This is a genomic window from Chryseobacterium sp. UF-81 (genome assembly GCF_058245105.1).
The window spans coordinates 17,429-42,365 of record NZ_JBSIBX010000018.1 but is presented as its reverse complement, the minus strand read 5'-3'; the positions used below and the strand labels follow the sequence as shown (position 1 = coordinate 42,365).

20 protein-coding genes are annotated in these 24,937 nt (G+C 37.2%); 16 read left to right on the top strand and 4 right to left on the bottom strand.

Annotated features, from left to right (window positions below):
• The first annotated feature begins 71 nt into the window (after nt 1-71).
• The 7 genes from AC4IFE_RS19640 to AC4IFE_RS19610 all read left to right on the top strand — a co-directional run bounded on the left by AC4IFE_RS19640 (nt 72) and on the right by AC4IFE_RS19610 (nt 9,943).
• Nucleotides 72-2,915: a SusC/RagA family TonB-linked outer membrane protein gene (locus tag AC4IFE_RS19640; RefSeq protein WP_490758810.1), complete on the top strand. Its 2,844-nt coding sequence runs from the start codon at nt 72-74 to the stop codon at nt 2,913-2,915.
• 12 nt (nt 2,916-2,927) lie between these two features.
• A complete protein-coding gene (locus AC4IFE_RS19635) occupies nt 2,928-4,343 on the top strand; it encodes a RagB/SusD family nutrient uptake outer membrane protein (protein ID WP_490758809.1) in 1,416 nt (471 codons plus the stop codon).
• Nucleotides 4,344-4,415: 72 nt separating this feature from the next.
• Nucleotides 4,416-5,807 (top strand): glucoamylase family protein, encoded by a 1,392-nt coding sequence (locus tag AC4IFE_RS19630; RefSeq protein WP_490758808.1) that lies wholly within the window; start codon nt 4,416-4,418, stop codon nt 5,805-5,807.
• 116 nt (nt 5,808-5,923) lie between these two features.
• Entirely contained in the window at nt 5,924-6,631 is a 708-nt protein-coding gene (locus tag AC4IFE_RS19625; RefSeq protein WP_490758807.1) for a carboxylesterase family protein, read from the top strand.
• A 168-nt stretch (nt 6,632-6,799) separates the two neighbouring features.
• The gene (gene bglX / locus AC4IFE_RS19620) at nt 6,800-9,127 is read left to right on the top strand and encodes a beta-glucosidase BglX (RefSeq protein ID WP_490758806.1); all 2,328 of its coding nucleotides are present in this window, start codon (nt 6,800-6,802) and stop codon (nt 9,125-9,127) included.
• 87 nt (nt 9,128-9,214) lie between these two features.
• Complete coding sequence (locus tag AC4IFE_RS19615) at nt 9,215-9,601, top strand: hypothetical protein (protein ID WP_490758805.1); 387 nt, start codon at nt 9,215-9,217, stop codon at nt 9,599-9,601.
• 204 nt (nt 9,602-9,805) lie between these two features.
• Nucleotides 9,806-9,943, top strand: coding sequence for a bacteriocin-like protein (locus AC4IFE_RS19610; protein WP_490758804.1), 138 nt, complete (start codon nt 9,806-9,808; stop codon nt 9,941-9,943).
• A 97-nt stretch (nt 9,944-10,040) separates the two neighbouring features.
• On the opposite strand, the gene AC4IFE_RS19605 is transcribed toward AC4IFE_RS19610, so the two are convergent.
• On the bottom strand, nt 10,041-10,175 hold the full coding sequence (locus AC4IFE_RS19605) for a hypothetical protein (RefSeq protein WP_490758803.1): 135 nt from the start codon (nt 10,173-10,175) through the stop codon (nt 10,041-10,043).
• Between the two features lie 148 nt (nt 10,176-10,323).
• Here AC4IFE_RS19605 and purB point away from each other — a divergent pair, with 148 nt between their 5' ends.
• From purB to AC4IFE_RS19575, 6 genes are all read left to right on the top strand, one after another.
• A complete protein-coding gene (gene purB / locus AC4IFE_RS19600; RefSeq protein WP_490758802.1) occupies nt 10,324-11,751 on the top strand; it encodes an adenylosuccinate lyase in 1,428 nt (475 codons plus the stop codon).
• Between the two features lie 68 nt (nt 11,752-11,819).
• Complete coding sequence (locus AC4IFE_RS19595) at nt 11,820-12,752, top strand: WG repeat-containing protein (protein WP_490758801.1); 933 nt, start codon at nt 11,820-11,822, stop codon at nt 12,750-12,752.
• A 30-nt stretch (nt 12,753-12,782) separates the two neighbouring features.
• Complete coding sequence (locus tag AC4IFE_RS19590; protein ID WP_490758800.1) at nt 12,783-16,478, top strand: phosphoribosylformylglycinamidine synthase; 3,696 nt, start codon at nt 12,783-12,785, stop codon at nt 16,476-16,478.
• Nucleotides 16,479-16,553: 75 nt separating this feature from the next.
• Nucleotides 16,554-16,955 carry a barstar family protein gene (locus tag AC4IFE_RS19585; protein WP_490758799.1) on the top strand — a complete coding sequence of 134 codons (402 nt, stop codon included), beginning with the start codon at nt 16,554-16,556 and terminating at the stop codon, nt 16,953-16,955.
• Nucleotides 16,956-17,001: 46 nt separating this feature from the next.
• Nucleotides 17,002-17,634: an SGNH/GDSL hydrolase family protein gene (locus AC4IFE_RS19580; RefSeq protein WP_490758798.1), complete on the top strand. Its 633-nt coding sequence runs from the start codon at nt 17,002-17,004 to the stop codon at nt 17,632-17,634.
• 62 nt (nt 17,635-17,696) lie between these two features.
• Nucleotides 17,697-17,879, top strand: coding sequence for a bacteriocin-like protein (locus AC4IFE_RS19575; protein WP_490758797.1), 183 nt, complete (start codon nt 17,697-17,699; stop codon nt 17,877-17,879).
• A gap of 33 nt (nt 17,880-17,912) precedes the next feature.
• On the opposite strand, the gene AC4IFE_RS19570 is transcribed toward AC4IFE_RS19575, so the two are convergent.
• Nucleotides 17,913-18,269: a diacylglycerol kinase family protein gene (locus AC4IFE_RS19570; RefSeq protein ID WP_490758796.1), complete on the bottom strand. Its 357-nt coding sequence runs from the start codon at nt 18,267-18,269 to the stop codon at nt 17,913-17,915.
• A gap of 256 nt (nt 18,270-18,525) precedes the next feature.
• Between AC4IFE_RS19570 and dnaN the strand changes: the two genes are divergently transcribed.
• The 3 genes from dnaN (at nt 18,526) to AC4IFE_RS19555 (ending at nt 23,293) form a co-directional block, all read left to right on the top strand.
• Nucleotides 18,526-19,656 carry a DNA polymerase III subunit beta gene (dnaN, locus tag AC4IFE_RS19565; RefSeq protein WP_436806067.1) on the top strand — a complete coding sequence of 377 codons (1,131 nt, stop codon included), beginning with the start codon at nt 18,526-18,528 and terminating at the stop codon, nt 19,654-19,656.
• Between the two features lie 299 nt (nt 19,657-19,955).
• Nucleotides 19,956-22,358, top strand: a complete 2,403-nt coding sequence (gene pheT, locus AC4IFE_RS19560) for a phenylalanine--tRNA ligase subunit beta (protein WP_490758795.1) — start codon at nt 19,956-19,958, stop codon at nt 22,356-22,358.
• 524 nt (nt 22,359-22,882) lie between these two features.
• The gene (locus tag AC4IFE_RS19555) at nt 22,883-23,293 is read left to right on the top strand and encodes an META domain-containing protein (RefSeq protein WP_490758794.1); all 411 of its coding nucleotides are present in this window, start codon (nt 22,883-22,885) and stop codon (nt 23,291-23,293) included.
• Between the two features lie 48 nt (nt 23,294-23,341).
• On the opposite strand, the gene AC4IFE_RS19550 is transcribed toward AC4IFE_RS19555, so the two are convergent.
• Nucleotides 23,342-23,581: a DUF8828 family protein gene (locus AC4IFE_RS19550; RefSeq protein ID WP_007845674.1), complete on the bottom strand. Its 240-nt coding sequence runs from the start codon at nt 23,579-23,581 to the stop codon at nt 23,342-23,344.
• Between the two features lie 36 nt (nt 23,582-23,617).
• On the bottom strand, nt 23,618-24,934 hold the full coding sequence (locus tag AC4IFE_RS19545; RefSeq protein WP_490758793.1) for a hypothetical protein: 1,317 nt from the start codon (nt 24,932-24,934) through the stop codon (nt 23,618-23,620).
• Between the last annotated feature and the right edge of the window lie 3 nt (nt 24,935-24,937).

Sequence of the window (24,937 nt, the reverse complement as noted above, 5' to 3'; positions counted from 1 at the left end):
TGAGAATTTAAATAACTCCACTAAGAAGGACATGTTTTTAAAATTAGATTGTACGAATAAAATTGAACTATATGAAACAACGTGATTTAAAGTATTCATGTCTCATTGCGGTTTTGTACTTCGGTATGAACGTCAATGCGCAGACTGCTCCAAAAGATACTGCTGTGAAAGAGCAGAAGATCGAGGAGGTAGTCTTGATCGGATATGGATCTCAGAAAAAAGAGAATGTGACCGGAAGCATTGCTACAATTAGTGCTAAGGACATATCAGACAGGCCAAACTCAAACCCCATCAGTTCTATCCAAGGTAAAGTATCTGGTGTTCAGATTCTTAACTCCGGTGCGCCTGGAGCATCACCAAGAGTAGATATTCGAGGTATTGGATCCATAACCGGGAAAACAGTATTTATTGTAGATGGGATGATTACAGATGATATTTCATTCCTAAATCCACAGGATATAGAATCCATGAGCATCCTGAAAGATCCATCCAGTTTAGCTATCTTCGGGGCTAAGGCATCTAATGGAGCGGTTATTATTAAAACGAAAACCGGTAAAGGAAAAAAAACAACCTTTAATTTCAACTCATATCTTGGAGTTAAAAAGGTAACGAACGTTCCGAAAATGGTTAATGGTGACCAATACGTTGAGTTATATAATGAAAAGTATATGAATGATATACGTGTAGGTGGACAGGCATTCGATCCTACAAAAATTATATCAAGATCTCAATTTCCGGCAGATACAAACTGGTTTGATGAAGTGTTATCACAAGGAATTATCAGTTCATCTGATATTTCTGCTTCAGGTAATCTAGGCAAATTGAATTATTTCTTAAGTTTAGGCTACTTAAAAGATGAGGGAACTTTAGAAGCAGGACGTGGTATAAACTCAGGAAATGATTTTGGAAGATTAAATACAAGAATTAACCTAACTTATAAGATTAATGATAATTTAACGATCGGGGATAATTTTACCTGGGCAGATATTCATAATAATAATGCAAACAACCCTTTGTTGACAGCGTATAACGCTCCACCAGTATTCTATCCAATTGATCCTACCACCAATAATTATGATTACATTACTTTAGTTAGTGTAACCAATCCAAGAGCTATGCTCGATTTATTTCGTTCAAAAACTAAACAGCAGCGTATGCTGAATAATATTTGGGCTGAATATAAATTTCTTCAAGATTTTACATTAAGAGTAAGTTATACTTCTGATAATACGAATACCAGTAAGTATGAGTTTACTCCTACTGCGACTTATATTCCTCTACCAAACAGGTCTCTTTTAGTAACAAGAGATTCTAGAAATAGGGATTATGTGTGGGATAATACATTGTCTTGGAAGAAAAAGCTAGGACAGCATAATATTGAATTGTTGGCAGGTTTTTCACGTACTCAAAATTATTATCGTGAAAATTATCTGGAAGCAAGGGATATTGTATTTAATGGTAACGATAGTAGTCTTGATATTTCCTCAGGAAATGAAATTGTTGGAATGACCATAAGTGCACAAGACGATCCTCGTGCTGTTACTCCTTATAAAAAAAGAATTGAATCGACATTTGGAAGACTTAACTATGATTACGCCGGTAAATATCTTTTAAATGCTTCAGTTCGTAGAGATGGGGCAACAGGGTTCTCTTCTGATGATAGATATAAAGTATTTCCAGCAGTAAGTATAGGCTGGGTGATCTCGAAAGAAGGATTTATGAGTAATCAGAATGTATTTAATTTATTGAAGTTAAGAGCAAGCTGGGGTAAACTTGGTAATCCGGAAGTTTCGAGAGATTATGATAATCTTACTAGTATTCTTACAGGTGGAGCTTATTTTGGTGGTGTTGGTAATCCTGCACAAACAGTTACTAAAATTGTAGATCCAACAATTACATGGGAAACAACTACGGGAAGGGACTTAGGTCTTGAAATGGCTTTGCTTAATAACAAGTTAAAAATTGAGGCCACTTATTTTGATAAAGATTCTAAAGATGTAGTTTATGGTATTAACCAGCCATCGACATCTGGGGCTAGTAATGCTAATAATTTTGTAACAAATGCCTATTCTTTTAATAATAGAGGGTTTGAAGGATCTGTAAGTTATGATGCCAGAGTAAATGACCATATTAAATTCAGTGTTTTTGGTAACATCACTACTTTGGATAACAAAATTACAAGTGTATATGCAGATTCATACAATCAGCCTGGAGTAAGCTTATTTGGAAATCCTATTATAAGACTTGAAAAAGGGCAGGCTGTAGGCTCATACTATGGATATAATGTAATCGGAGTATTCCAAAACGATGCGCAGGTAGCTGCAGCTCCTACTTATTCGTCTGTGAAAAAAACTGTTGGAGGGTTTATGTTTGAAGACAGAGATGGGAACGGTGTGATAGATGCTAATGATAAAACATTTTTAGGAAGTCCGATTCCGAAATTCACTTATGGGTTTGGATTTAATGTGAATATCTATGATTTTGATCTGGCAATGGATTTCCAGGGAGTATCCGGAAACAAAATTTATAACTATAACAGAGAACAGAGATTTGGTAATGAAAGCTGGGATCTAGATTTCTACAATAACAGATGGCATGGAGAAGGCACTTCAAATACATATGCTATGACCACCAATGACCAGGGAGTTATTGTTCCAAGTAGTTTTTATGTAGAAAACGGAAGCTTTTTCAGAATCAGAAATATTCAGATAGGGTATAATATTCCAAAAGATGTTTTAGGGACAGCAATCCAAAAGTTACGTTTTTATGCAAGTGCTCAAAACCCTTGGACAAGCTTTAAATATCATGGTTTCTCACCGGAAATTTTGAATACGGATAGAGTACAGATGGGTATAGACAATAATATTTATCCTATATCTGCAATATATACGGTTGGGGTTAACGTAACTTTTTAATTTAATTTTATCATGAAAAAAATCATATTTTCCATATTCATGCTTTCTGCAGTTTTAAGCTGTAAGAGTGATTATCTAGATATACCTGTTGAAGGAAGAACTGATGCTTCAGAATTCTTTAAAACAGAAAGTGATGCTATACAGGCTACCAATGCAATTTATAATTTTTTAAGAAGCTGGGATAATTCAGCATTTCCATACCAATATCTTTTTGGAGTGCCTGCAGATGATGTGCTAAAAGGCTCAAATCCTGGAGACGCCTCTTTTATCAATGCATATGATCAGTTTACTTTTACGTCAAGTGATGACGGTGTTAAAGGATATTGGGCAGGTCAGTGGCAGGCTATAGCCCGTTGTAATCAGGTGATTTCAAAAGTTCCGGCTATTGAAATGAACACTGCTTTAAAAGATAGACTTTTAGCCGAAGCGAAATTTTTACGTGCCTATTTTTACTTCAACTTAGTAAGAATATATGGAGGCGTTCCAATTTTCGATGGTCTTCAGGAAAATTATAATATTCCCAGAAATACGACAGATGAAGTCTATAACTTTATTATTTCTGATTTAACTGCGGCTTCACAGGCTTTGCCACAATCATACGGAGCATCAGATTTAGGGAGAGCAACTAAAGGTGCAGCATTGGGAATGTTATCAAAAGTGTATTTATACAAAAAAGACTGGCAGAAAGCTTATGATGCTTCCAGCCAGGTTATTGCAATGGGGTATTCATTAGATCCGGATTTCAACCATTTATTCAGAGTGGCAGGAGAATTCGGTTCCGAATCAGTTTTTGAAGTTGACTGTGCTTGTACAGGGCAATACAAAGGAAGCCAGTATTCACAGGTGCAGGGAGCAAAGGATCAGTTTGGCTGGGGCTTTTTTACTCCTTCTCAATCACTGGAAAATGCTTTTGAGCCTGGTGATATTCGTAAAGAATTAACAATTCTGAGAAACGGAGAAATTACACCGGAAGGTGACCTTATTAATGCCAATCCAACCTCTGTTAATACGTATAATCAGAAAGCTTATGTTCCTAAAAGTCAGCAAAATACAGCTTGTGATGATGGTTCGGTTCAAAATATCAGAGTTTTACGCTTTGCAGAAATTTTATTAATCAATGCAGAAGCTGCAAATGAACTGGGAAATACTGCAACAGCAATTACAAATCTTAATAAAGTAAGAACAAGAGCTCAGTTGCCAAATACTACAGCATCTTCTCAATCTGCTTTAAGAACTGCTATCTGGCATGAACGAAGAGTTGAACTCGCTATGGAGGGCGACCGTTTTGTAGATCTTGTAAGAACAGGGCAGGCTGCTACAGTGTTGGCTCCTTATGGGTTCAAGGCTGGAAAAAATGAGCTTTTCCCAATTCCTTTTATAGAAATAGGGCAAAGCAATGGGATTTTAACACAAAACCCCGGCTATTAAAATAAACCATAAACTTTAGAGGAGAATGAAAGTTCTCCTCTTCTTTTAGTAGAAACAGGTAAAAAAGATTTCATGAAAAGGACCGTATTATCAATTGCTGTAACTTCTTTATTCTTTATATACTCTTGTAAAAACACTCAAACATCAAAACAGGAAACTGCTCAAATTGAAGGTGTGAAAAGCAACATTACTGATGAACAGCTTATGGACAGAGTTCAGAAAGATGCATTAAAATATTTTTGGGACTATGCGGAACCCAAATCCATGCTCGGAAGAGAGCGCTACCACGAAGACGATATCTATCCTGACAATGACAAGCATGTGGTGACCACAGGTGGTTCGGGATTTGGATTGGCAACGCTTCTGGTAGGAGTGGAAAGAGGATTTATTCCAAGACAGGAAGCAGTAAAAAGGTTAACTCATATGATGGATTTTCTCGCTAAAGCTGATCGTCATAAAGGTGCCTGGTCTCATTGGATCAACGGAGAAACGGGGAAAACTGTTCCTTTCGGGAAAAAAGATAACGGGGGAGATCTGGTTGAAACCGCATTTCTTACCTCGGGAATTCTGATGGTACGTGAGTACTTTAAAAACGGAAATGCAGAAGAAAAAGCCCTGGCCTTAAAATGTGATGAGCTTTGGAAAGGGATTCAATGGAACTGGTATACAAAAGGAGGCGAAAAAGTCCTTTACTGGCATTGGTCTCCGGAATATCAGTGGGAAATGAATTTTCCGCTGGAAGGATATAACGAATGCCTGATCACCTATATCTTAGCCGCATCATCACCAACCCATCCTATCGATGCAGAAACGTATTATAAAGGCTGGACAAGAAACGGAAAATATCTTACAGATAAAACAAAATACGGACTCCCTCTGTATGTAAAACATAATTATGCCGAAGAATACGGCGGACCGCTTTTCTGGTCGCAATATTCATATATCGGTCTGGATCCTACCGGACTTTCTGATAAACTGGTGAAAAATTATTTTGACTTAAACAAAAATCAAGTCCTTATCGACTATAAATACTGTGTTGAAAATCCAAAACAATGGAAAGGTTACGGCCCGAATTACTGGGGACTGACAGCCGGATACACAAGAAACAAAGACGGAAGTACAGGGTATACCGCTCATATGCCTAGCAATGACAACGGAGTGATCACACCTACAGCGGCACTCAGCAGCTTTCCATACACTCCAAAAGAATCTATGAACTTTCTGAGATTCCTATATACTGAGAAACCGGAATTTATCGGGTCAGCAGGACCATATGATGCTACTTCAGTGAATTACAACAATTGGTTTACCCCAAGATATTTAGCAATAGATCAGGGTACAATAGCCCCTATGATTGAAAACTACAGAACCGGATTCCTTTGGAAATTATTTATGAACGCACCTGAAATTCAGCAGGGACTCAGAAAATTAAGCTTCCGGTCTGCAAAATACGGAATCAGGTAATTTGGATTTTTAGTGTTATTTTTATCAATAGTAACATCTATTCAATAGAAACGGGCTTTAGCCCGTTTAAATAAAAACAAATACCAAACGGCTTCAGCCAAAACCTAAACAATAATATGAAAGTAAAATTAAAACACCTCCCGCTTTTACTCTTGCCGTTCTCATTACAGGTTAATGCCCAGGAAATAAAGGCAGAACTGAATAAAGAAATTAAAAGAACAGAGAAAATATCTTACATTCTCGATTACCCTCAAAAGGTAAAAGGAAACGTTCCGTTGGTCGTGTTTCTTCACGGGTCGGGAGAAAGAGGTAATAATCTTGAAGCAGTTAAAGTACACAGTCCGTTCACATATAAAAATCTGATTAAGGAGCCTGTAGCTATTTTGGCACCACAGTGTCCTGCAGATTCATGGTGGGATACAGTGACGATTTATAATCTGATCAAAGAAATTCAGAAAAAATATAAAATTGATGCCTCACGAATTTACCTTACAGGACTTTCTCTGGGAGGATGGGGAACTTTGAAACTCGCTATGGAACACCCTGAAATGTTTGCCGCAGTAGTGCCTGTATGTGCACCTACAGATATGATCATGTATGCAAATATTAATCAATATAAAGATCTGAATATGAAAATTTTTCATGGCGGAATGGACGATATCGTTTTGCCTGAAAATGCATTCAATTTTTACCAGAGATTACATCCGGTAAACCCTTCCGCAGAATTGGTGATCTTCCCGAACGACAATCACAATTCATGGGATTCTACCTATTCAGACCCTAAACTGTACGAATGGATGTTGTCTAAGAAAAAAGGAGAATAGAGAAAGAAAGGCAGGAAATGACAGTATAATCAATTTTATCGCAGATAAAATCCTTGCGCCTTAAAAACATAAAGTTTAAAAAAATAGCGCCTTTGCGTTATCTAACAAAAAAGCCCTATGGTTAAACAATAAAATAAAATTAGAACTATAATTTAAGAAGATAGATTTATGAAAAAGTTAATTGTACTCGCAGCTTTAGCACTTTCTCCTGTGTTTTCCGCGCAGGAAATGGTAACTAAACCGGTGCAGTCTTATCAGACAGCTCAGTATCAGGCGAAAAGAAAAGCTTTCGTAGAAAATCTTTTATCTAAAATGACTTTAGATGAAAAGATTGGTCAGCTCAACCTGCCAACCTCCGGGGATTTTACTACAGGACAGGCTCAAAGTTCAGATATCGGAAAAAAAGTAGAGCAGGGATTAGTAGGAGGATTATTCAATATAAAAGGAGCTGACAAGATCAAGGCAGTTCAGAAAGTGGCTATAGAAAAAAGCCGTTTGAAAATTCCTTTGATCTTCGGGATGGATGTCATCCATGGTTACGAAACCACTTTCCCGATCCCGTTGGGACTTGCTGCTTCCTGGGATATGAATCTTGTCCAACAGTCTGCAAGAATAGCGGCAAAAGAAGCTTCCTCCGATGGAATCAACTGGACTTTCTCTCCAATGGTAGATATTTCCCGCGAACCGAGATGGGGAAGAGTTTCCGAAGGTTCTGGTGAAGACCCTTATTTAGGAAGTGAAGTCTCCAAAAATATGGTTTATGGCTATCAGGGAAAAGACCTTTCCGCCGGTAATACCATTTTAGCCTGTGTAAAGCATTTCGCACTATACGGAGCAGGAGAAGCCGGACGTGATTACAATACAGTAGACATGAGCCATGTGAGAATGTTCAACGAATATTTCCCGCCATATAAGGCAGCAGTAGATGCCGGAGTAGCTTCTGTAATGGCTTCCTTCAATGAAGTGGATGGAATTCCGGCAACCGGAAATAGATGGCTGCAGACTGATGTTCTGAGAAAAATGTGGAACTTCAAAGGTTTCGTAGTTACCGATTATACCGGGATCAATGAAATGACAGAGCACGGAATGGGAGATCTTCAGCAGGTATCTGCTTTGGCTCTGAAAGCCGGAATAGATATGGACATGGTAGGAGAAGGGTTTTTAACGACCCTCAAGAAATCCCTTGGAGAAGGAAAAGTTACACAGGCCGAAATTGATATGGCTGCAAGAAGAATTCTTGAAGCAAAATATGATCTCGGGTTATTCGACGATCCTTACCGTTACGGAGATGCAAAACTGGCCGCAAAAGAGGTTTACAATATGGAGAACCGTAATGTGGCAAGAAATGCTGCAGCTCAGTCTATGGTTTTATTAAAAAATGATAATCAGGTATTGCCGTTGAAAAAATCCGGCACAGTGGCTGTGATCGGACCATTGGTGAATAACTCTCTCAATATGGCCGGAACATGGAGCGTTGCTACAAAACATGCAGCTTCAGTTTCATTAATGCAGGGTCTTCAGACTAATTATGGAAAAGAAGTGAAATTCCTTTCAGCAAAAGGTGCCAACATTGATTACGATGCAAAATTAGAAGATATTTATGCAGCTCATGGTAAAAAAACAGACAGAGACAGCCGCTCCAAAGAACAATTGTTAAAAGAAGCTGTTGAGGTAGCCAACAAAGCAGATATTATCGTTCTGGCAATTGGAGAATCTGCCGAAATGAGCGGGGAGTCCTCATCAAGAACAGAAATCACCATTCCTCAGTCACAGGTTGACTTGTTAAATGAACTGAAAAAGACCGGAAAGCCGATCGCGATGGTACTTTACACAGGGCGACCTTTAGCTTTAACCAATGTAAAAGATACTCCTGATGCTATCCTGAACGCATGGTTTGCCGGATCAGAAGCTGGAAATGCTATTTCAGACGTTTTATTCGGGAAAGTAAATCCTTCAGGAAAACTTCCGATGACCTTCCCGAGAAGCTTAGGACAGGTTCCTATTTATTATAATGCAAAAAATACCGGACGCCCTTTAAGTCAGGATAAAGTCGATAAATGTGTATATGAAAGATTCCGTTCCAATTATATGGATGAATGTAATACACCGCTATATCCGTTCGGTTACGGTTTGAGTTATTCTAAATTCAGCTATTCCGATATGTCAGTTTCAAACCCTAATCCAAAAGGAAATCAAACGATTCAGGCTTCAGTAACGGTTACCAATTCCGGAAACTATGACGGGGCTGAAGTAGTACAGCTTTATATCAGGGACCTGGTAGGAAGTATTACCAGACCGGTAAAAGAACTGAAAGGATTCCAGAAAATTTTCCTTAAAAAAGGCGAATCTAAAAAAGTAACTTTCGATATTACACCAGAAAGCTTGAAATTCTACAATGGAGAATTGAAATTCGACTGGGAGCCGGGAGAATTTGATATCATGATCGGAACCAATTCTGATGATGTAAAACATTCAAAGATCAACTGGACCAAATAATATAACCAAAGCCATTCTTTTGAGTGGCTTTTCTCCCTTTTTTGGCATGATTTTTAATAGCACAGTTATAACTTTAAGATAATAATTATGAAAAAAACGATTTTACTTAGCGCAATCTTCCTGGGGTCTTTTGCTTTTGCACAAACAGTAGGTGGTGACAGGGATGCCCATGGATGTATTGGTTCGGCAGGATATACCTATTCCCAGATCAAAAAAGATTGTGTAAGGGTATTTGAGCAGAAGATTAAATTAACAGAAGTTGCTCCCAAAGGAAGTTCTACGTCAATGGCTGCCGTGATTTTCAGTAAAGATTTGAAGAAAGCCGAAGTTTTTGTTCCTGATACAGATGGAGAAAGCTTAATTCTTACAAGAACAGGAAAAGGTAAAATCTGGAAAAAAGATGGATATGCACTGGTTCCTTTCAAAAAGAATGGATATCAGCTTAAAAAAGACAATGTTGTGATTTATCAGTAAATCCAATTTAATACACAAAAAGCCGCCCTGGAAAGGGCGGCTTTTTTTTTATCATGTACTTCAAAGTAATATTTACTTAATTCAAACTATTTAGAAAATAATTAATATTAAATTGCAATTTCAGGTTAAAAAATGTATATTAGTAAGACCAAATTATAGCGAAATCCGAAAAGCTTATAGAGTAGGAAGTGTAAAAAATACTATATGAAAAATCTAAAAAAACTTACAAAAAAAGAATTGAAAACAGTTCAGGGAGGTATTCCTATGTGTTTACCAGGTTATTTCTGGTGTTCATTTGTGAAAAAATGCATTCCCGTAGGAACAGAGTGCGGACTTGCGTAGTGTACAATCCTAAATAATATAAAGGTTAATGCATGATTCTTTATATTATGACAAAAAAATAAGCCGTTCGGAAGAACGGCTTTTTCTATAATATGCTTTAATAACATTTCTCAGGATCGTAAGTTCTGCATGGTCCGTTTTCTGTATATTGGCAAGTTCCTGCAGGGCAGTATCCACCCGGTGGAGGAACCCAGTCTCTTGAAATCACTTCTTGTTGAAAAATTAAAAACATTTCTGTAAAATAAATTGTAAAAACAGATTGCGGCTTGTATAAAATACAGAATGATGACCAGCTTTAAGTAAAATTTAAAACAGCTTCCACAATTTTCATCTCTCACTGAAAATCCTTATTTTTGTACATCTAAAAAGTAAAAGAAAGAATGAATTCCTACAAAAATCCATTGGAAGAGCGCTATTCCAGTGAAGAAATGTTGTTTAATTTCTCACATAACAATAAATTCCGTACCTGGAGAAAGCTTTGGATCGCTTTGGCTGAAATTGAAAAAGACTTAGGTCTTGATATTACAGACGGGCAGATTGCTGAGCTGAAAGCTAATGCTGAAAATATAGATTATGATAAAGCAGCTGAGTATGAAAAAAAATTCCGTCATGATGTAATGGCCCACGTTCACACCTATGGTGATGTGGCACCTTCAGCGAAAGGAATTATCCATTTGGGGGCTACTTCGGCTTTTGTAGGAGATAACACAGACCTTATTCAGATTCGTGACGGGCTTTTAATCTTAAAGAAAAAGCTGGTTAACGTCATGAAAAACTTAGCTGATTTCTCTATTCAGTATAAAGATCTTCCTACCTTAGGATTCACTCATTTCCAACCGGCTCAGCTGACTACAGTTGGGAAAAGAGCAACTCTTTGGTTGCAGAGCCTGGTTCTTGATATCGAAGAATTGGATTTCTTTCTGGAAACACTCCGTTTCAGAGGAGTAAAAGGAACTACGGGTACTGCTGCAAGTTTCCTGGAGCTTTTCAATGGCGACTATTCCAAAGTGAAACATTTGGATAAGGAGCTTTCAAAAAGATTCGGTTTCGAAAAAGTATTTGGTGTTTCAGGTCAGACGTATGACAGAAAAATTGATGCTAAAGTAGTAGCTTTATTAGGAAATATTGCCCAGTCTGCCCATAAATTCACCAACGATTTGCGTCTTCTTCAAAACCTTAAAGAAATTGAAGAGCCGTTTGAGAAAAACCAGATCGGTTCCTCAGCAATGGCTTACAAACGTAATCCGATGAGAAGTGAAAGAATCGGGGCATTGGCAAAATACGTAATGTCGCTGACGACAAGTTCTGCGATGGTAGCTTCTACACAATGGTTCGAAAGAACACTGGATGATTCTGCCAACAAGAGGCTGACTATTCCTCAGGCATTTCTTGCGATTGATGCCATCCTTTTGATCTGGAACAACATCATGAATGGAATTGTTGTTTACCCGAACAGAATCAACAAGCACATTATGGAGGAACTTCCTTTTATGGCCACGGAATATATCATCATGGAAGAAGTGAAAGCCGGTGGTGACCGCCAGGAAATTCACGAAGTGATCAGAGTTCATTCTATGGAAGCTTCCAAGAAAGTGAAAGAGGAAGGAAAAGAAAATGACCTTATTGAAAGAATCTTAAATGATGATTCTTTAAAATTAGATAAATCAAAATTAAAAGAAGTTTTAGATCCTAAAAACTTTATCGGTTTTGCACCAATTCAGACAGAGGAGTTCATCAGCAATGAAGTTCAGCCAATTCTGGATAAAAATAAAGACTTGATAGGACTGGAGGCTGATCTTAAAGTATAAAATATATGCAGTCCTTTTGGGCTGCATTTTTTATTTTCCACATGAGAAGAATTCTTTTATTAATTTCCATGATACCCATACTTTCTTTTTCCCAGAAGAAGGAGGTTTTAAAGTATTTTATTTCAAAAGATTCTTTGGTGGGAGTAAAAAATCAGGAGGGTAAAATTATTGTTCCGGCACAGTTTAAAATTTTCTCAAACCTGGAGAATGGAGAATTAGTTGAAGGGGAGACCATTTATTTTGACGGCTTTAAAAAAGGAGAAGAAAAAGAAAAAAACGCATGGGGATATGTTTATGATAAAACGGGAAATTTCCTTTACAGACCTTTCTTGTACGACAATGGAGCAGATTATTTTTCCGAAGGGGTAAGAAGGTTTGTTAAAAACGGAAAAGTTGGTTTTGTGGACAGAAATGGAAAAGTTATTATTGAACCGATTCATGATTTTGCATCCCCTTTCCATTACGGTTACACTGCTTTTTGTGACGGTTGCGACTGGGAAAAGACAGAAGATGAGCATAAAGCAATTGTTGGTGGGACCTGGGGAGTAATGAATTTCAAAGGAGAAATTGAAAAACCCGTTTCAAAATCAGATAATGCGGTAGAAGTTGGAGGAAAATATTATCCAAATCCATTCAATTATAATGAAAAAGAAAAGGCAATTCTTCAGTTTTTCAATAAGCAAAATAAAAAGCTTTCAGGAATTTATTATGTCAATCACTATACAAAACTCTCTGATAACGAGAAGAAATTATTTTTTGAAATTGTAGAAAGACCCAAAGAAAATTTCCCGTTTAATCAGATAAATACCTATGATTATAGAAAAACGGAAGCGGGAATATCAGATTATAAATTTCTAGTATCAGAAGACGGTAAAAATATTTTTGCACTTGAATTTGAAAATGAAAAAATTCCTTTTCAGAAATGGCTGAAAAATGAGACCAAACAGGCTTGGCAATTTCAAAAAGAACATCCTGATAATCCGAATAAATTAAGTAAATAAGTCTAATAATATTTAAATATCTGACATCTAATGTCTAATAACAAAAGAATTTTCGTAGAAAAAAGAGGAATTTTCGATGTAGAAAGTCCAAAAATTTTTGATGAAGTAAAAGCGGTTGTGCCGTCAATCAAAAATGTGAAAGTATACAATGTGTACGATATTTTCAATTTGAATGACGGTGAATTCGAAAAGGTTGTCAACAGCACTTTCGTGGATCCGGTTACTGATATTTTACATACAGAAAACCCTGCCGAAGGAATCCATTTTGCCATGGAATTTTTGCCGGGCCAGTATGATCAGCGTGCAGATTCTGCACAGCAGTGTATCGCTTTACTGACGGAGAATGAAAAATCAAAAGTAAGAAGCGGAAAGCTGATCCAGTTTGAGGGCGTTTCTGAAGCAGATCTAGTAAAAATCAAAGATCTTCTGATCAATAAAGTGGAATCTCAGGAAAAAGATCTTACCATCTTAGATATTCCTGCAGATGAAATTCCGACGAAAGTTTTGATTCACGAAAACTTCATTGCTTTCGATGATGCTCAACTTGAAAATTTTTACAATAATCACGGTTTTGCCTTAGGGTTGGATGATCTGAAATTTATTCAGGAATATTTTAAAACAGAAAAAAGAAATCCTACCGAAACGGAACTGAAAGTTTTAGACACCTATTGGAGCGACCACTGTCGTCACACTACTTTTGAGACAGAATTGTCAGATATCCGGTTTGAAGGAGATTTCAAACATACATTGGAAACTATTTTCAATGATTATATCGAAAAAAGAAAATTCTTAGGCCGTGAGCTGAAACCTATCTCTTTAATGGATCTGGCAACAGTATGCGGAAGATATTTCCATAAAACAGGTAATCTGGAAAACCTTGTTGTTTCAGACGAAATCAACGCCTGTACTATCCAGATCGAAGCTGAATACGACGGTAAAAAAGAGCCGTGGTATTTATTATTTAAAAACGAAACCCATAATCATCCTACGGAAATTGAACCTTTTGGGGGAGCTTCAACATGTTTGGGAGGGGCTATCAGAGACCCTTTGTCCGGTAGATCATATGTATTTCAGGCCATGAGATTAACCGGTGCTGCCGATGTTTTAGAACCTGTTGATAAAACTTTACCGGGGAAACTTCCTCAGAAAACCATTACAAAACAGGCTGCCAACGGGTATTCATCTTACGGAAACCAGATCGGTCTTGCTACAACAATGGTTTCTGAGATCTACGATGAAGGTTACAAGGCCAAAAGAATGGAAGTGGGATTCGTTACCGGAGCAGTGCCTATTGATTGGGTAAGACGTGAAAAACCTGCAAATGGTGATTCTATTATCATCTTAGGTGGGGCAACAGGCCGTGACGGTGTTGGTGGGGCAAGCGGAAGCTCAAAAGAGCAGGACGAAACCTCTATTCATACGATGAGCTCTGAAGTTCAGAAAGGAAATGCCGTTGAAGAACGTAAAATCCAGAGGCTGTTCAGAAATCCTGCAGTAACGAAGCTTATCAAAAAATCTAATGACTTCGGAGCAGGAGGTGTTTCCGTAGCCATCGGCGAAATTGCAGACTCTTTAGAAGTAAATCTTGATGTTTTACCTTTGAAATATGAAGGATTAAACGGAACCGAACTTGCTATTTCCGAATCTCAGGAAAGAATGGCGGTTGTAGTTGATCCGAAAGATAAAGAACAGTTCATCAAATTCTGTGAGGATGAAAACATTGTTGCTGTAGAAGTTGCCAAAGTAACGGATTCAGGAAGAATGCAGATGTTCTGGAAAGGAGACAAAATTGTTGACCTTTCAAGAGAATTCTTGGATACCAACGGATGTTCCAAAACCCAGGAGGTAAAAATTACCCACCTTGAAGAAGTAAAAGAAGAAACACAGGCTTTTACAAAAGAGAACTTCATTAAAATATTAAGTGACAAAAACGTAGCTTCCCAAAAAGGATTGCTGGAAATGTTCGATTCATCTATCGGTGCAACTACTGTTGCGATGCCTTTAGGTGGAAAATATCAGCAGACCCTGATGGAAGGAAGTGCTCAGACACTGCCGATCTTAGGGGCAAAAGATATTGAAACCGTTTCCTTTGCAAGCTGGGGATTCGATACCGGAATTTCAAAACAGAATTCACTGCTGGGAGCTTCTTATGCTGTTGTGGAAAGTGTTGCTAAGATTGCTGCCATGGGAGGTGATTACAAAAATATCAGATTAAGCTTCCAGGAGTATTTTGAAAAGCTGGGTCAGAATCCGGAGAAATGGGGCAAACCTTTAGCTTCTCTTTTAGGAGCTTATGATGCCCAGATCAATCTTGGCCTTGCAGCGATCGGAGGAAAAGATTCTATGAGCGGGACGTATCAGGATCTGAATGTCCCGCCGACCTTAATTTCATTTGCCTGTGCCAACGGTGAAAAGAAAAATGTAATTTCTCCGGAATTCAAGCAGGCTGGAAACAGAATATATTTCTTCAATCATATCCCTCAGGAAAACGGACTTCCTGATTATGAAAGCTTAAAAGGTATTTTCGAATTTATTTTTGAAAACATCAAAGCCGGAAAGATTGTTTCCGTAAAAATCATTAAAGAAGGAGGTGCCGCAGTAGCTTTAGCCAAAATGAGCTTTGGAAACAGACTGGGAGCAGAGATCAGTATTGACGGAAATGCTTTATTGGCTAAAAATATCGGAAGCTTAATCATCGAATCAAGCGAAGAGCTGAGCAATGCTTCTCTTCAGCAGATCGGTGAAGTAAAAAACTCAGGTGTTTTAGTGATAAATGGCCTGGAATCTACGATCTTGGATCTTCTGGCAGCGTATACCGGAACATTTGAAAACCTTTTCCCAACCAAAGAAAAAGAAAAGCTGACGGTTGAAATTGATGAGAAATCAAACTCAATCCATCCAAGAAATATTATCATTAAAAAACACGGAATCGCCCGGCCGAAAGTATTTGCTCCTGTATTTCCGGGAACAAACTGTGAATATGATACGCTGAATGCATTCCAGAAAGAAGGCGCTGTGATCAGCAGTCTGCCTTTGAAAAATATCAGCCACCAATTGCTGGATGAAAGCATTGATGCGTGGGTAGAGGAGATCAGAACATCCCAGATCCTTGCATTCTCAGGAGGCTTCTCAGCAGGTGATGAGCCGGATGGTTCCGCAAAGTTCATCGTAAACGTTCTGAAAAACGAGAAGATGAAGAACGCTGTTCACGAATTATTGGACAGAGACGGGATGATCATCGGTATCTGTAATGGTTTCCAGGCATTGGTTAAATCCGGTCTGTTACCTTACGGAAGAATCAAAGATCTGGACGAAAATTCTCCGACATTGGCTCACAATGCCATCAGAAGACATATTTCCCAGATGGTAAACGTGAAGGTGATCAACGACGAAAGCCCTTGGTTAAAAGGAATGAAAGACCAGGTATTTACCATTCCTATCTCTCACGGGGAAGGACGTTTCATGGCTTCTGAAGAAGAGATCAAAAAGCTGTATGAAAACGGACAGATTGCTACCCAATACATCGATCTTGATGGAAATATTGCCCACGGAATGCCATTTAACCCTAATAATTCATTATTCGGAATTGAAGGGGTTACCAGTCCGTGTGGAAAGATTTACGGAAGAATGGGGCATCCTGAGCGCTTTGCAGAAGGCCTCATGAAAAACATACCGACCGCGAATTACCACAATATATTCAGAAACGGAGTAGAATACTTCAAATAAAATAAAAATGACCGCCACCGAATGGCGGTCATTTTTTATATTTATCAGGATTAAGCTTATAAAAATTAAACAGGATTGGGGTCAGATAAAAATAAAATAATCATAATAGATGGCAGCCACTTCTCAGATCTGCCTGGATTTTACAATGAGGTTTCCTTAGTGTTGATGAAAGATACGGACTGGAAAGTAGGAACACTGGATGGCTTCGATGATATCCTGTACGGCGGTTTCGGAGCATTTGAAAACGGAGAAAGAATTGAAATCATATGGAAAGAATCCCAAAAATCAAAAGAAGAGCTGGGTCAAGAATTAACCCGGAATTTTTACCAAAACAAGATCAGACAGGGAAAACCATTTAATGCAGAATTAATACAGCAAAAACTGGATGATTTGCTTTCAGGAAAAGGCCAGACCCTGTTTGAAATTTTAATTGAAATTATAGAATCACACAAAAATATTACACTAATTTTGGAGTGAAAAAAACTAAATTCTAACATCTAACATCTAACATCTAACTTCTAAAATGAAGAAAATGATTTATGGGCTGTTCTTTGGAGACAGTATTACGTATGGAGAATATGACGGAGTATTCGGCGGTTGGGTTGATATCCTTAAAAGATATGCCCTGCAGCAGTTTCATGAAGGAAGCAATGAGTTGATTCTTTTTAATCTGGGAATAGGAGGGGAAACTACAGAAGGCCTGTTAAAAAGGATGCCTTTTGAGCTGGCGGCCAGAAATTCAGCCGAGGGAAATATTATTTTTATCGGCTATGGCGCCAATGACCTGGCCATTAAGGACGGAATACCTATGGTAAATCCTGTCCGATTCAGAAATAATATAATTGAGGCCATTCATCATGCAAAACAATATGCGAATGATATTTATCTGGTAAGCATTCTTCCGGTTTCCCAGAAAATAGACGGCGTGAAGAGTGCAGCCGGAAAATTAAGAACAAACGAGGAAATTTTGGTTTATAATCAGATCCTTAAAGATATCGCAGTTGAAAATACTTTATATTACATAGATTTTTACACCGCATTTTTAAGGGATAAAGAAATTTTGCTTTCCGGAGATGGTGTTCATCCTAATGAAAAAGGCTATGGTGTAATGGCTGAAACCGCCATCCCAATTATAGAAAAATATTTAAAAGATTAATTTATCTTATCTTGGTGAAATATTAATTTTATTTATAGTTTTAGGCTTACAAATAAAAAAGTATGAAAAATCTGAAAAAACTTAACAGACAGGAACTGAAAAATGTAAATGGAAAAGGGATAAACCCACCTTTGATTACTGTCCCTGTTGATGAAAACGGATATTGTAATTATCCTTATGGCTGGTATTGCCCAAAATTTAATGGCTGTATGACCTCCGAATCATGGGATTTTTACTGCTCTTAAAACTACAAAGCACTTCTTTTCAGAGGTGCTTTTTTATTGAAATATGTACTTCCAGTACACAATAATTCCTACTATAACAGATCCGGCGGCCATCAAAAGAACCGCTCCGGCAGATGCATCTTTAATAAAACCGATTCTTCTGTCAAAATCAGGTTGAATGATATCACATACTTTTTCTACGGCTGTATTGAAAATTTCAGCACTTAAAACAGCTATTGAAACCATAAGAATCAGAATTGTATCAATGGATGAAAGTCCGAGATAGAATATTAGAATCAGGTTTATAAAAAAAGCAGTAAGTTCGATCCGGAAATTTCTTTCCGTTTTTATCATCATGAAAATACCCCGGAAAGCATTTAAAAAGCTTCTGTGAACAGGCGGTTTTTGCATAGCTTATTTTTAACAAAGATAAGATTTGTATTTCGACGAAAGTGAAATATTAAATACCTGTTTTTCAATAATTGTATTCACTCAACAATGAGAAAATAAAGATCCAATTTTGCTCAGAATTAATGATCAGAAGTAAATCCGGGCATTAAAATCATGTCTTAAAACAGCTTAATGATATTTGTTCAAAACTCCTTAAGATTATTTTTTTCATTATAGTTTCTATTTATTATATTTGTAGAAACTTATTTTTAAATCTATGAAATTTATTATTTCAAGTGGTGAACTGCAGAAAGCATTGCAAACTGTAAGTGGCGTAATATCAAGCTCTCAATCGAGACCGATTTTAGAAAACTATCTTTTTGAACTAGACGGAAATAACGTTACCATTACAGCATCTGATGGCGAGACTACTCTTGTTACCTCTCTGGACGTAAAGTCTGATGATTCGGGTAAATTTGCCGTTCCTGCTAAAATTTTTCAAGATTTTATCAAGACGTATGGAGAACAGCCTTTGACATTTGTTGTAAAAGATAATGCGGAAGGAACCGGAAGCCAGCTTGAGATTTTAGATGAAAAAGACAATTTCGCTGTAGCGCTGGATAATGCCGATGATTATCCGGAACTTCCCGAATTTGATGCGTCTCAAAGCGTAGCCATGCCGGCAGGAGTTTTATCTGAAGCATTGACAAACACTCTTTTTGCAACAAGTAATGACTCTCTTCGTCCCGTAATGACAGGAGTACTGTTCCAGTTTGGAGAAAATGAAACCAATTTTGTTTCTACAGATTCCCACAGACTGGTAGTTTATAAAAGAACAGACCTGATGAATGCCGAGCCTATGGAATTCATCATGCCTAAAAAACCTTTGAACATTTTCAAAAATATTCTGGCCAGTTCTAATGAAGACGTTACGATCGACTTCAATGAGAATATGGCTAAATTTACTTTTGGAAAACACATCTGGATCTGTAGACTGATAGACGGTAAATACCCGAATTATACAGCCGTAATCCCGAAGGAAAATCCAAATGTACTGACGATCAACAGAAATCTTCTTCTGGGAGCGATCAAAAGAGCATCGATCATGTCCAACAAATCTACCAACCAGGTAAGATTTAAGCTGTCTGCCAACATACTTCACCTTCATGCAGAAGATACAGAATATGCAAACAAAGCGGATATGCAGATTCCTTGCGATTATAACGGGGAAGATATCAATATTGGTTTCAGCTCTAAATTTTTAACGGAAATGCTTACTATTTTAGGTTCTGACGATATCACTATGAAGATGTCTCAACCGAACAGACCGGGAATCATAGAACCTCTTGACGGTCTTGAAGAAAGTGAAAATATCCTGATGTTATCAATGCCGGTAATCGGATTGTAATATTTTAAATAATAAAAATTATAAGAGACTGAAAAAATTCAGTCTCTTTTTTATTTTAAATGAGCTCGGTTTTTTAACGATTTATTTTAGTGAATAATTGAAAATCTTAAAGATAATATAAATATTTTATCTTTTTTTATAGGAAAATTTGCTCATTCAACAAGAAAGAATTGATAAAAACTATTTGTTTTAAAGTGATTCCTAAATTTCTCTATTTCTTAAAAAAACACGACCTTTGTACGGGAAAATCGTACACTACATATTGTGCGAAAATTCAATAATTTTTCAAAATATAGCAAATGAAAATATCAAACAACTGGCTGAAAGACTTTATCAAAACGGAACTGAAAACGGAAAGGATTGGAGAATTCCTGACAGATATAGGTCTTGAAGTGGAGGGGATAGAAAAATTTGAAAGTGTAAAGGGCAGTCTGGAAGGTATTGTAGTAGGAAAAGTATTGACCTGCGAAAAGCATCCGAATGCAGATAAACTAAAGAAAACAACAGTTGATGTAGGGAATGGGAAAATATTAAATATTGTTTGCGGTGCTCCCAATGTTGAAGCAGGACAGACTGTTCCTGTAGCTGTTGTAGGAACTAAGATCTATGACAAAACCGGGAACTTTTTCGAGATTAAGGAAGCTAAGATCAGAAGTGAGGTCTCTCAGGGGATGATCTGTGCAGAAGATGAGCTTGGCCTTAGTGATGATCACGGCGGAATTATGGTTTTGGATGAAACCCAATATGAAGTAGGAAAGAATTTTGCTGACTATTTTGAATTGGCCACTGATGAAGTGATAGAAATAGGTTTAACACCTAACAGGACAGATGCGATGTCACATTATGGTGTGGCAAGAGATCTTCATGCTTTCCTTTCAACCAACCAGCAGAAATCAACGTTTGAAAAAGTGAATTCTGAAGTCCTGAATGGGGAAGGCACTCATAACTTCACTTTGGAAGTGGAAAATGCTGAACTGTGTCCGAGATATATAGGAGCTGTCATTGAAGATGTGAAAATAGCAGAATCTCCGGCTTGGTTAAAAAACAGGCTGAAAGCAATCGGGTTGAACCCGATCAACAATATTGTAGATATTACGAACTATATTCTTCACGGTTACGGACAGCCTCTTCATGCATTTGATGCAGACAAGATCACGGACAGCAAAGTGAAAGTGGGAACTGTAAAAGAAGGGACAAAATTCACTACCCTGGATGGTGTTGAAAGAACTTTGAATGGCTCTGAAGTGATGATCAAGGACGGAAAAGATAACCCGATGTGTATTGCAGGGGTTTTCGGTGGTGCCAATTCCGGGGTTTCTGATGAAACGAAAACCATATTCCTGGAAAGTGCTTATTTCAACCCGGTTGCCGTAAGAAAAGGAGCTAAGTTTCATGGCTTAAATACAGATGCCTCCTTCAGGTTTGAAAGAGGAGTAGACCCTAATATTACCCGAACAGCAATAACCCATGCCATCAAAATGATCCAGGAGATTGCAGGCGGAAAGCTGGTGGGCGATCTGTTGGAAGAATATCCGAAGAAAATCGAAGATAATTATGTGATCATCAGGTTCTCAAAGATCGAACAGATCTTAGGCACAAAGATTCACAGAGAAAAAGTAAAGGAAATCTTGAAATCTCTGGAAATTCAGGTTCTTAATGAGATCCAGAACGGACTTGAAATCTCTGTACCGGCTTACAGAGCTGATGTAACAAGAGAAATTGATGTGATCGAGGAAATCCTGAGAATTTACGGATACAATAAGATCGATGCTCCGCAGAAAATTTCCTTTACTCCGGTAAAACTGAGCGCTAACGATCAGGATGAACTTGAAAATAACTGGGCAAGAACCCTGCAGGGACTTGGTTTCAACGAAGCTATGAATAACTCACTGACTTCTGTAAAAGATGAAACCGATGCTGTAAAATTGCTGAATCCATTGAGCGGAGACCTTGCTTTCATGAGAAAATCTTTACTAGAAGGGCTTCTTCAGAATGCAGTGTACAATATCAACAGAAGGAATCAGGATATTAAATTCTTTGAATTCGGAAAAATTTACCATAAAAAAGATAAATACGAAGAAAGAAAACAGTTAGCCCTTCTTGTTACAGGAAGAGATGTTGCTGAAAATTGGCTGCAGCCTAAATCTGCGGTAAGCTTCTACAATCTTAAAGCCTACGTAAAAGTTTTATTAGAGAGACTGGGTGTTGATTATAAAGAAACTGCTTTAACAGACGACAGATTTTCCGATGCATTAGCTTATGAAGCCGGAGGAAAGACTTTAGTGAGAATTGGAAAAGTATCTCCCGCTTTACTGAAAGACTTTGATATTGATCAGGAATGTTTCTATGCAGAAATAGAACTTGAGTTAGCTCAGGAATTACGTTCTAAAAATGTTCTTAAATTTAAGGATATTCCTAAGTTCAATAAGATAAGAAGAGACCTTGCGCTATTGATCGACAAGAATATAAGCTATGAGGATCTTTATCAGACTGCCAAAAAGAATAAATCTCCTTTCATCAAGAGCATCAATTTATTCGATGTGTATGAAGGAAAGAATCTTCCGGAAGGAAAGAAATCTTATGCGATGAGCTTTGAACTTCTTAATGAAGAAAAAACATTGGAAGAGAAGGAAATCTCTGAAGTAATGGATTCTCTGATCAAGGCATTCCAAAAAGAATACAACGCAGAATTAAGATCTTAATTCAGATAAAAATATATCATTAAAACGGGCTTTAGCCCGTTTTTTTGTTTGTAATCATTTCAAATTAAATTCTACATAATCGTAGTATGTATGTTTAAGTATCAATCTGCTCAATCAATCAGATCTGCAAGGGAGAAAAAATTATCCAGAAATCGATAATCATTTAATAGAAACGGGCTAAGCCCGTTTTTTTATTTGTGAATTATTATAAATTCTAATGTATAAATATAGAAACCTGTAGAATCAGCAGATCTGCTGCGAAAGAAAAGAAATTTTAATCTCTCGCATCCGGATAGCTATTCAATGGAAACGGGCTTTAGCCCGTTCTAAATTGCCCAAAATCAATGGGCTTTAGCCCAAAAATAAAAGCATCACGTAAGAATTAAACAAAATCAACGCAAAGATATAAAACCATTCATCTTTAAAAATTAATCCTAAAATAGAGCTTCAGAAGTAATAAAATCCTTTGCCAGCCGTTTAAATAATATAATTTCCTTAAATTTGACTAAATCAAAAAGAAAAAAATGAAAAATCTTTTTTTAAGTATAGGTGCGGCTGCTATTCTGGCATCGTGCGGTACAATGTCCAGTGCTTCTGCATCTAAAGTAGGAAAAGCACAGCCTTCACTGGCCAATACAAAATGGATATTGGCTGATAACGTAAAAGGTAAGGTTCCGACCCTTAATATCGAAGGGGAAAAGATCAATGGAAATGGGGGATGCAACAACTATTTCGGGACAGCTAAGATAGATCCTTCCACAGGTGATTTTTCTGCCGGGCAGATGGGATCTACTAAAATGATGTGCAATAATATGAGCGTTGAGCAGAATTTTATGGATATGGTAGGGAAAGCTAACAAATATGTGATTTCCGGGACTACTTTAGAACTTTACAAAGACAATTTACTGCTGTTGAAATTCAATAAAGCGGAATAAAATAAAAAGGAACTCAATTTGAGTTCCTTTTTTATGTTTAGGTAGTTATTATTCTTCCTCTTCTTCGTCGTACTTAGCCAACTCCTCATCACACCATTTAAATGCAGCCTCTACAACTTTTGTAGCTTCGTCTGCCATAGTTTCTTCATCGTCACCTTCCAAATCATCTAGCCACTCAACTTCCTCTTCCTCAACGTTTAAGATAAATCTTGGATATTCTGTGTGAACTACGAATAAATCTTCAGGAAATTCCGAATTGTCTGCTAATAAAAACTTTGGTAATTTCATTTTTTTATATTTTAACTTTAATCAAAGATAATAAAATTATTGATATTTGTTCTTGTTGATTTTAATTTTTTGTAAAACTTTATACCTTGTAAGAGTCGTTCTGCGGAGTGTATCTTCAGGCTTGAAAGTAAGGGTAAGATTTGAATTTACTGTACTTAAAAGTTCAGCAACCTGTATTCTTTCCAGACTTTCTTCATTTAAAAGAAAAAACTGTATGGGAACTTTATCCAGCTTCTCGCTTTTTAGAAAATCTGAGGCTGCTTTTCTGTTTTCAAGATAATTTCCTCTGGAGAGCCAGGTGAAAGCCAGTCCGGACAGTAAGCTCAGTCCGGTGATTGCATAGGTTTTAGTATTGAAGATCCGGAAAAGTCTGTTAAAGTAAATAAGCCAGACAGGAATTATAAAAGGTCCTATGATCCTGTAGTCGATAGGGATGACTGAATAAAAATACTGAACAAAATAAGAGCATACAATGCCGGAAATACTGATAACGGTAAAGAAATATTCTGTTTCGGACAGCTTATTTTTTACCAGAAGATAAATCATCAAAAAGATATTCAGGGCACCAATACCATAAATACCATAATTGATGAAACTTCCCCCGGGATCTGCAATGTGGATGAATGGATTGAATGAAGTTGCCAGCCCCTGTACCAATTCTTTCAGTAACTTGGAATTGGGGTGAATTCCCATGACCAGAGCCTGGTTGATATAATTTTCATTAAAATAATCAATAAATAAAAGTTTATAGGCCCCCACAAACAGAATTCCTATAATACCGGAGGCAATAAATACCCATGAATATTTTTTTCTCAAAAATAGTAAGCCGTAAAGTCCGGTTCCCCCAATGAAGAATAAGGCACTATATCTGATATTATAAAGAGCAATTAATGAGATGGAAAGATAAAAAATAGCTTTTCCTTTTTCAAGTTTTCCCGTAATGATCTGAGAGGCGGTATATAAAAATAAAAATACAAAAGGAATAATAAGAGCTTCACTCATTGTATAAGCAAACAATGATACAAAGCTGAACAATCCGCATACTGCTATAGCTTCACGTTTATAGAACTTTTTTTTCCAGCAGAAATACACAATAAAAAGATAAGCAGCAATCCCAAGAACCTTGCTTCCCCAAAACTCATCGAAGCCAAGAAACGTAAACAATCTGATACCAACAGGATAACCTATAGGAGTGGTAGTATTGTCAATAGCAGGAAGACCATGCGCGAATCTCATAAAGCGGATAGAATCGGGGTTTACTCTTCCTTTCTCATTTAATATAAAACGAAGAATGGTCATCATTACTGTGATGATGACCATTGCTATTTGGATATTTTTTTCCTTTAATTTCATTCA

Coding starts and splice junctions, on each gene's coding strand:
- AC4IFE_RS19635 (WP_490758809.1), top strand. CDS start 2,928: ATGAAAAAAATCATATTTTCCATATTCATGCTTTCTGCAGTTTTAAGC.
- AC4IFE_RS19550 (WP_007845674.1), bottom strand. CDS start 23,581: ATGAAATTACCAAAGTTTTTATTAGCAGACAATTCGGAATTTCCTGAA.
- AC4IFE_RS19615 (WP_490758805.1), top strand. CDS start 9,215: ATGAAAAAAACGATTTTACTTAGCGCAATCTTCCTGGGGTCTTTTGCT.
- AC4IFE_RS19605 (WP_490758803.1), bottom strand. CDS start 10,175: ATGTTTTTAATTTTTCAACAAGAAGTGATTTCAAGAGACTGGGTTCCT.
- purB (WP_490758802.1), top strand. CDS start 10,324: ATGAATTCCTACAAAAATCCATTGGAAGAGCGCTATTCCAGTGAAGAA.
- AC4IFE_RS19555 (WP_490758794.1), top strand. CDS start 22,883: ATGAAAAATCTTTTTTTAAGTATAGGTGCGGCTGCTATTCTGGCATCG.
- AC4IFE_RS19580 (WP_490758798.1), top strand. CDS start 17,002: ATGAAGAAAATGATTTATGGGCTGTTCTTTGGAGACAGTATTACGTAT.
- pheT (WP_490758795.1), top strand. CDS start 19,956: ATGAAAATATCAAACAACTGGCTGAAAGACTTTATCAAAACGGAACTG.
- AC4IFE_RS19640 (WP_490758810.1), top strand. CDS start 72: ATGAAACAACGTGATTTAAAGTATTCATGTCTCATTGCGGTTTTGTAC.
- AC4IFE_RS19630 (WP_490758808.1), top strand. CDS start 4,416: ATGAAAAGGACCGTATTATCAATTGCTGTAACTTCTTTATTCTTTATA.
- dnaN (WP_436806067.1), top strand. CDS start 18,526: ATGAAATTTATTATTTCAAGTGGTGAACTGCAGAAAGCATTGCAAACT.
- AC4IFE_RS19575 (WP_490758797.1), top strand. CDS start 17,697: ATGAAAAATCTGAAAAAACTTAACAGACAGGAACTGAAAAATGTAAAT.
- bglX (WP_490758806.1), top strand. CDS start 6,800: ATGAAAAAGTTAATTGTACTCGCAGCTTTAGCACTTTCTCCTGTGTTT.
- AC4IFE_RS19590 (WP_490758800.1), top strand. CDS start 12,783: ATGTCTAATAACAAAAGAATTTTCGTAGAAAAAAGAGGAATTTTCGAT.
- AC4IFE_RS19595 (WP_490758801.1), top strand. CDS start 11,820: ATGATACCCATACTTTCTTTTTCCCAGAAGAAGGAGGTTTTAAAGTAT.
- AC4IFE_RS19545 (WP_490758793.1), bottom strand. CDS start 24,934: ATGAAATTAAAGGAAAAAAATATCCAAATAGCAATGGTCATCATCACA.
- AC4IFE_RS19610 (WP_490758804.1), top strand. CDS start 9,806: ATGAAAAATCTAAAAAAACTTACAAAAAAAGAATTGAAAACAGTTCAG.
- AC4IFE_RS19625 (WP_490758807.1), top strand. CDS start 5,924: ATGAAAGTAAAATTAAAACACCTCCCGCTTTTACTCTTGCCGTTCTCA.
- AC4IFE_RS19570 (WP_490758796.1), bottom strand. CDS start 18,269: ATGCAAAAACCGCCTGTTCACAGAAGCTTTTTAAATGCTTTCCGGGGT.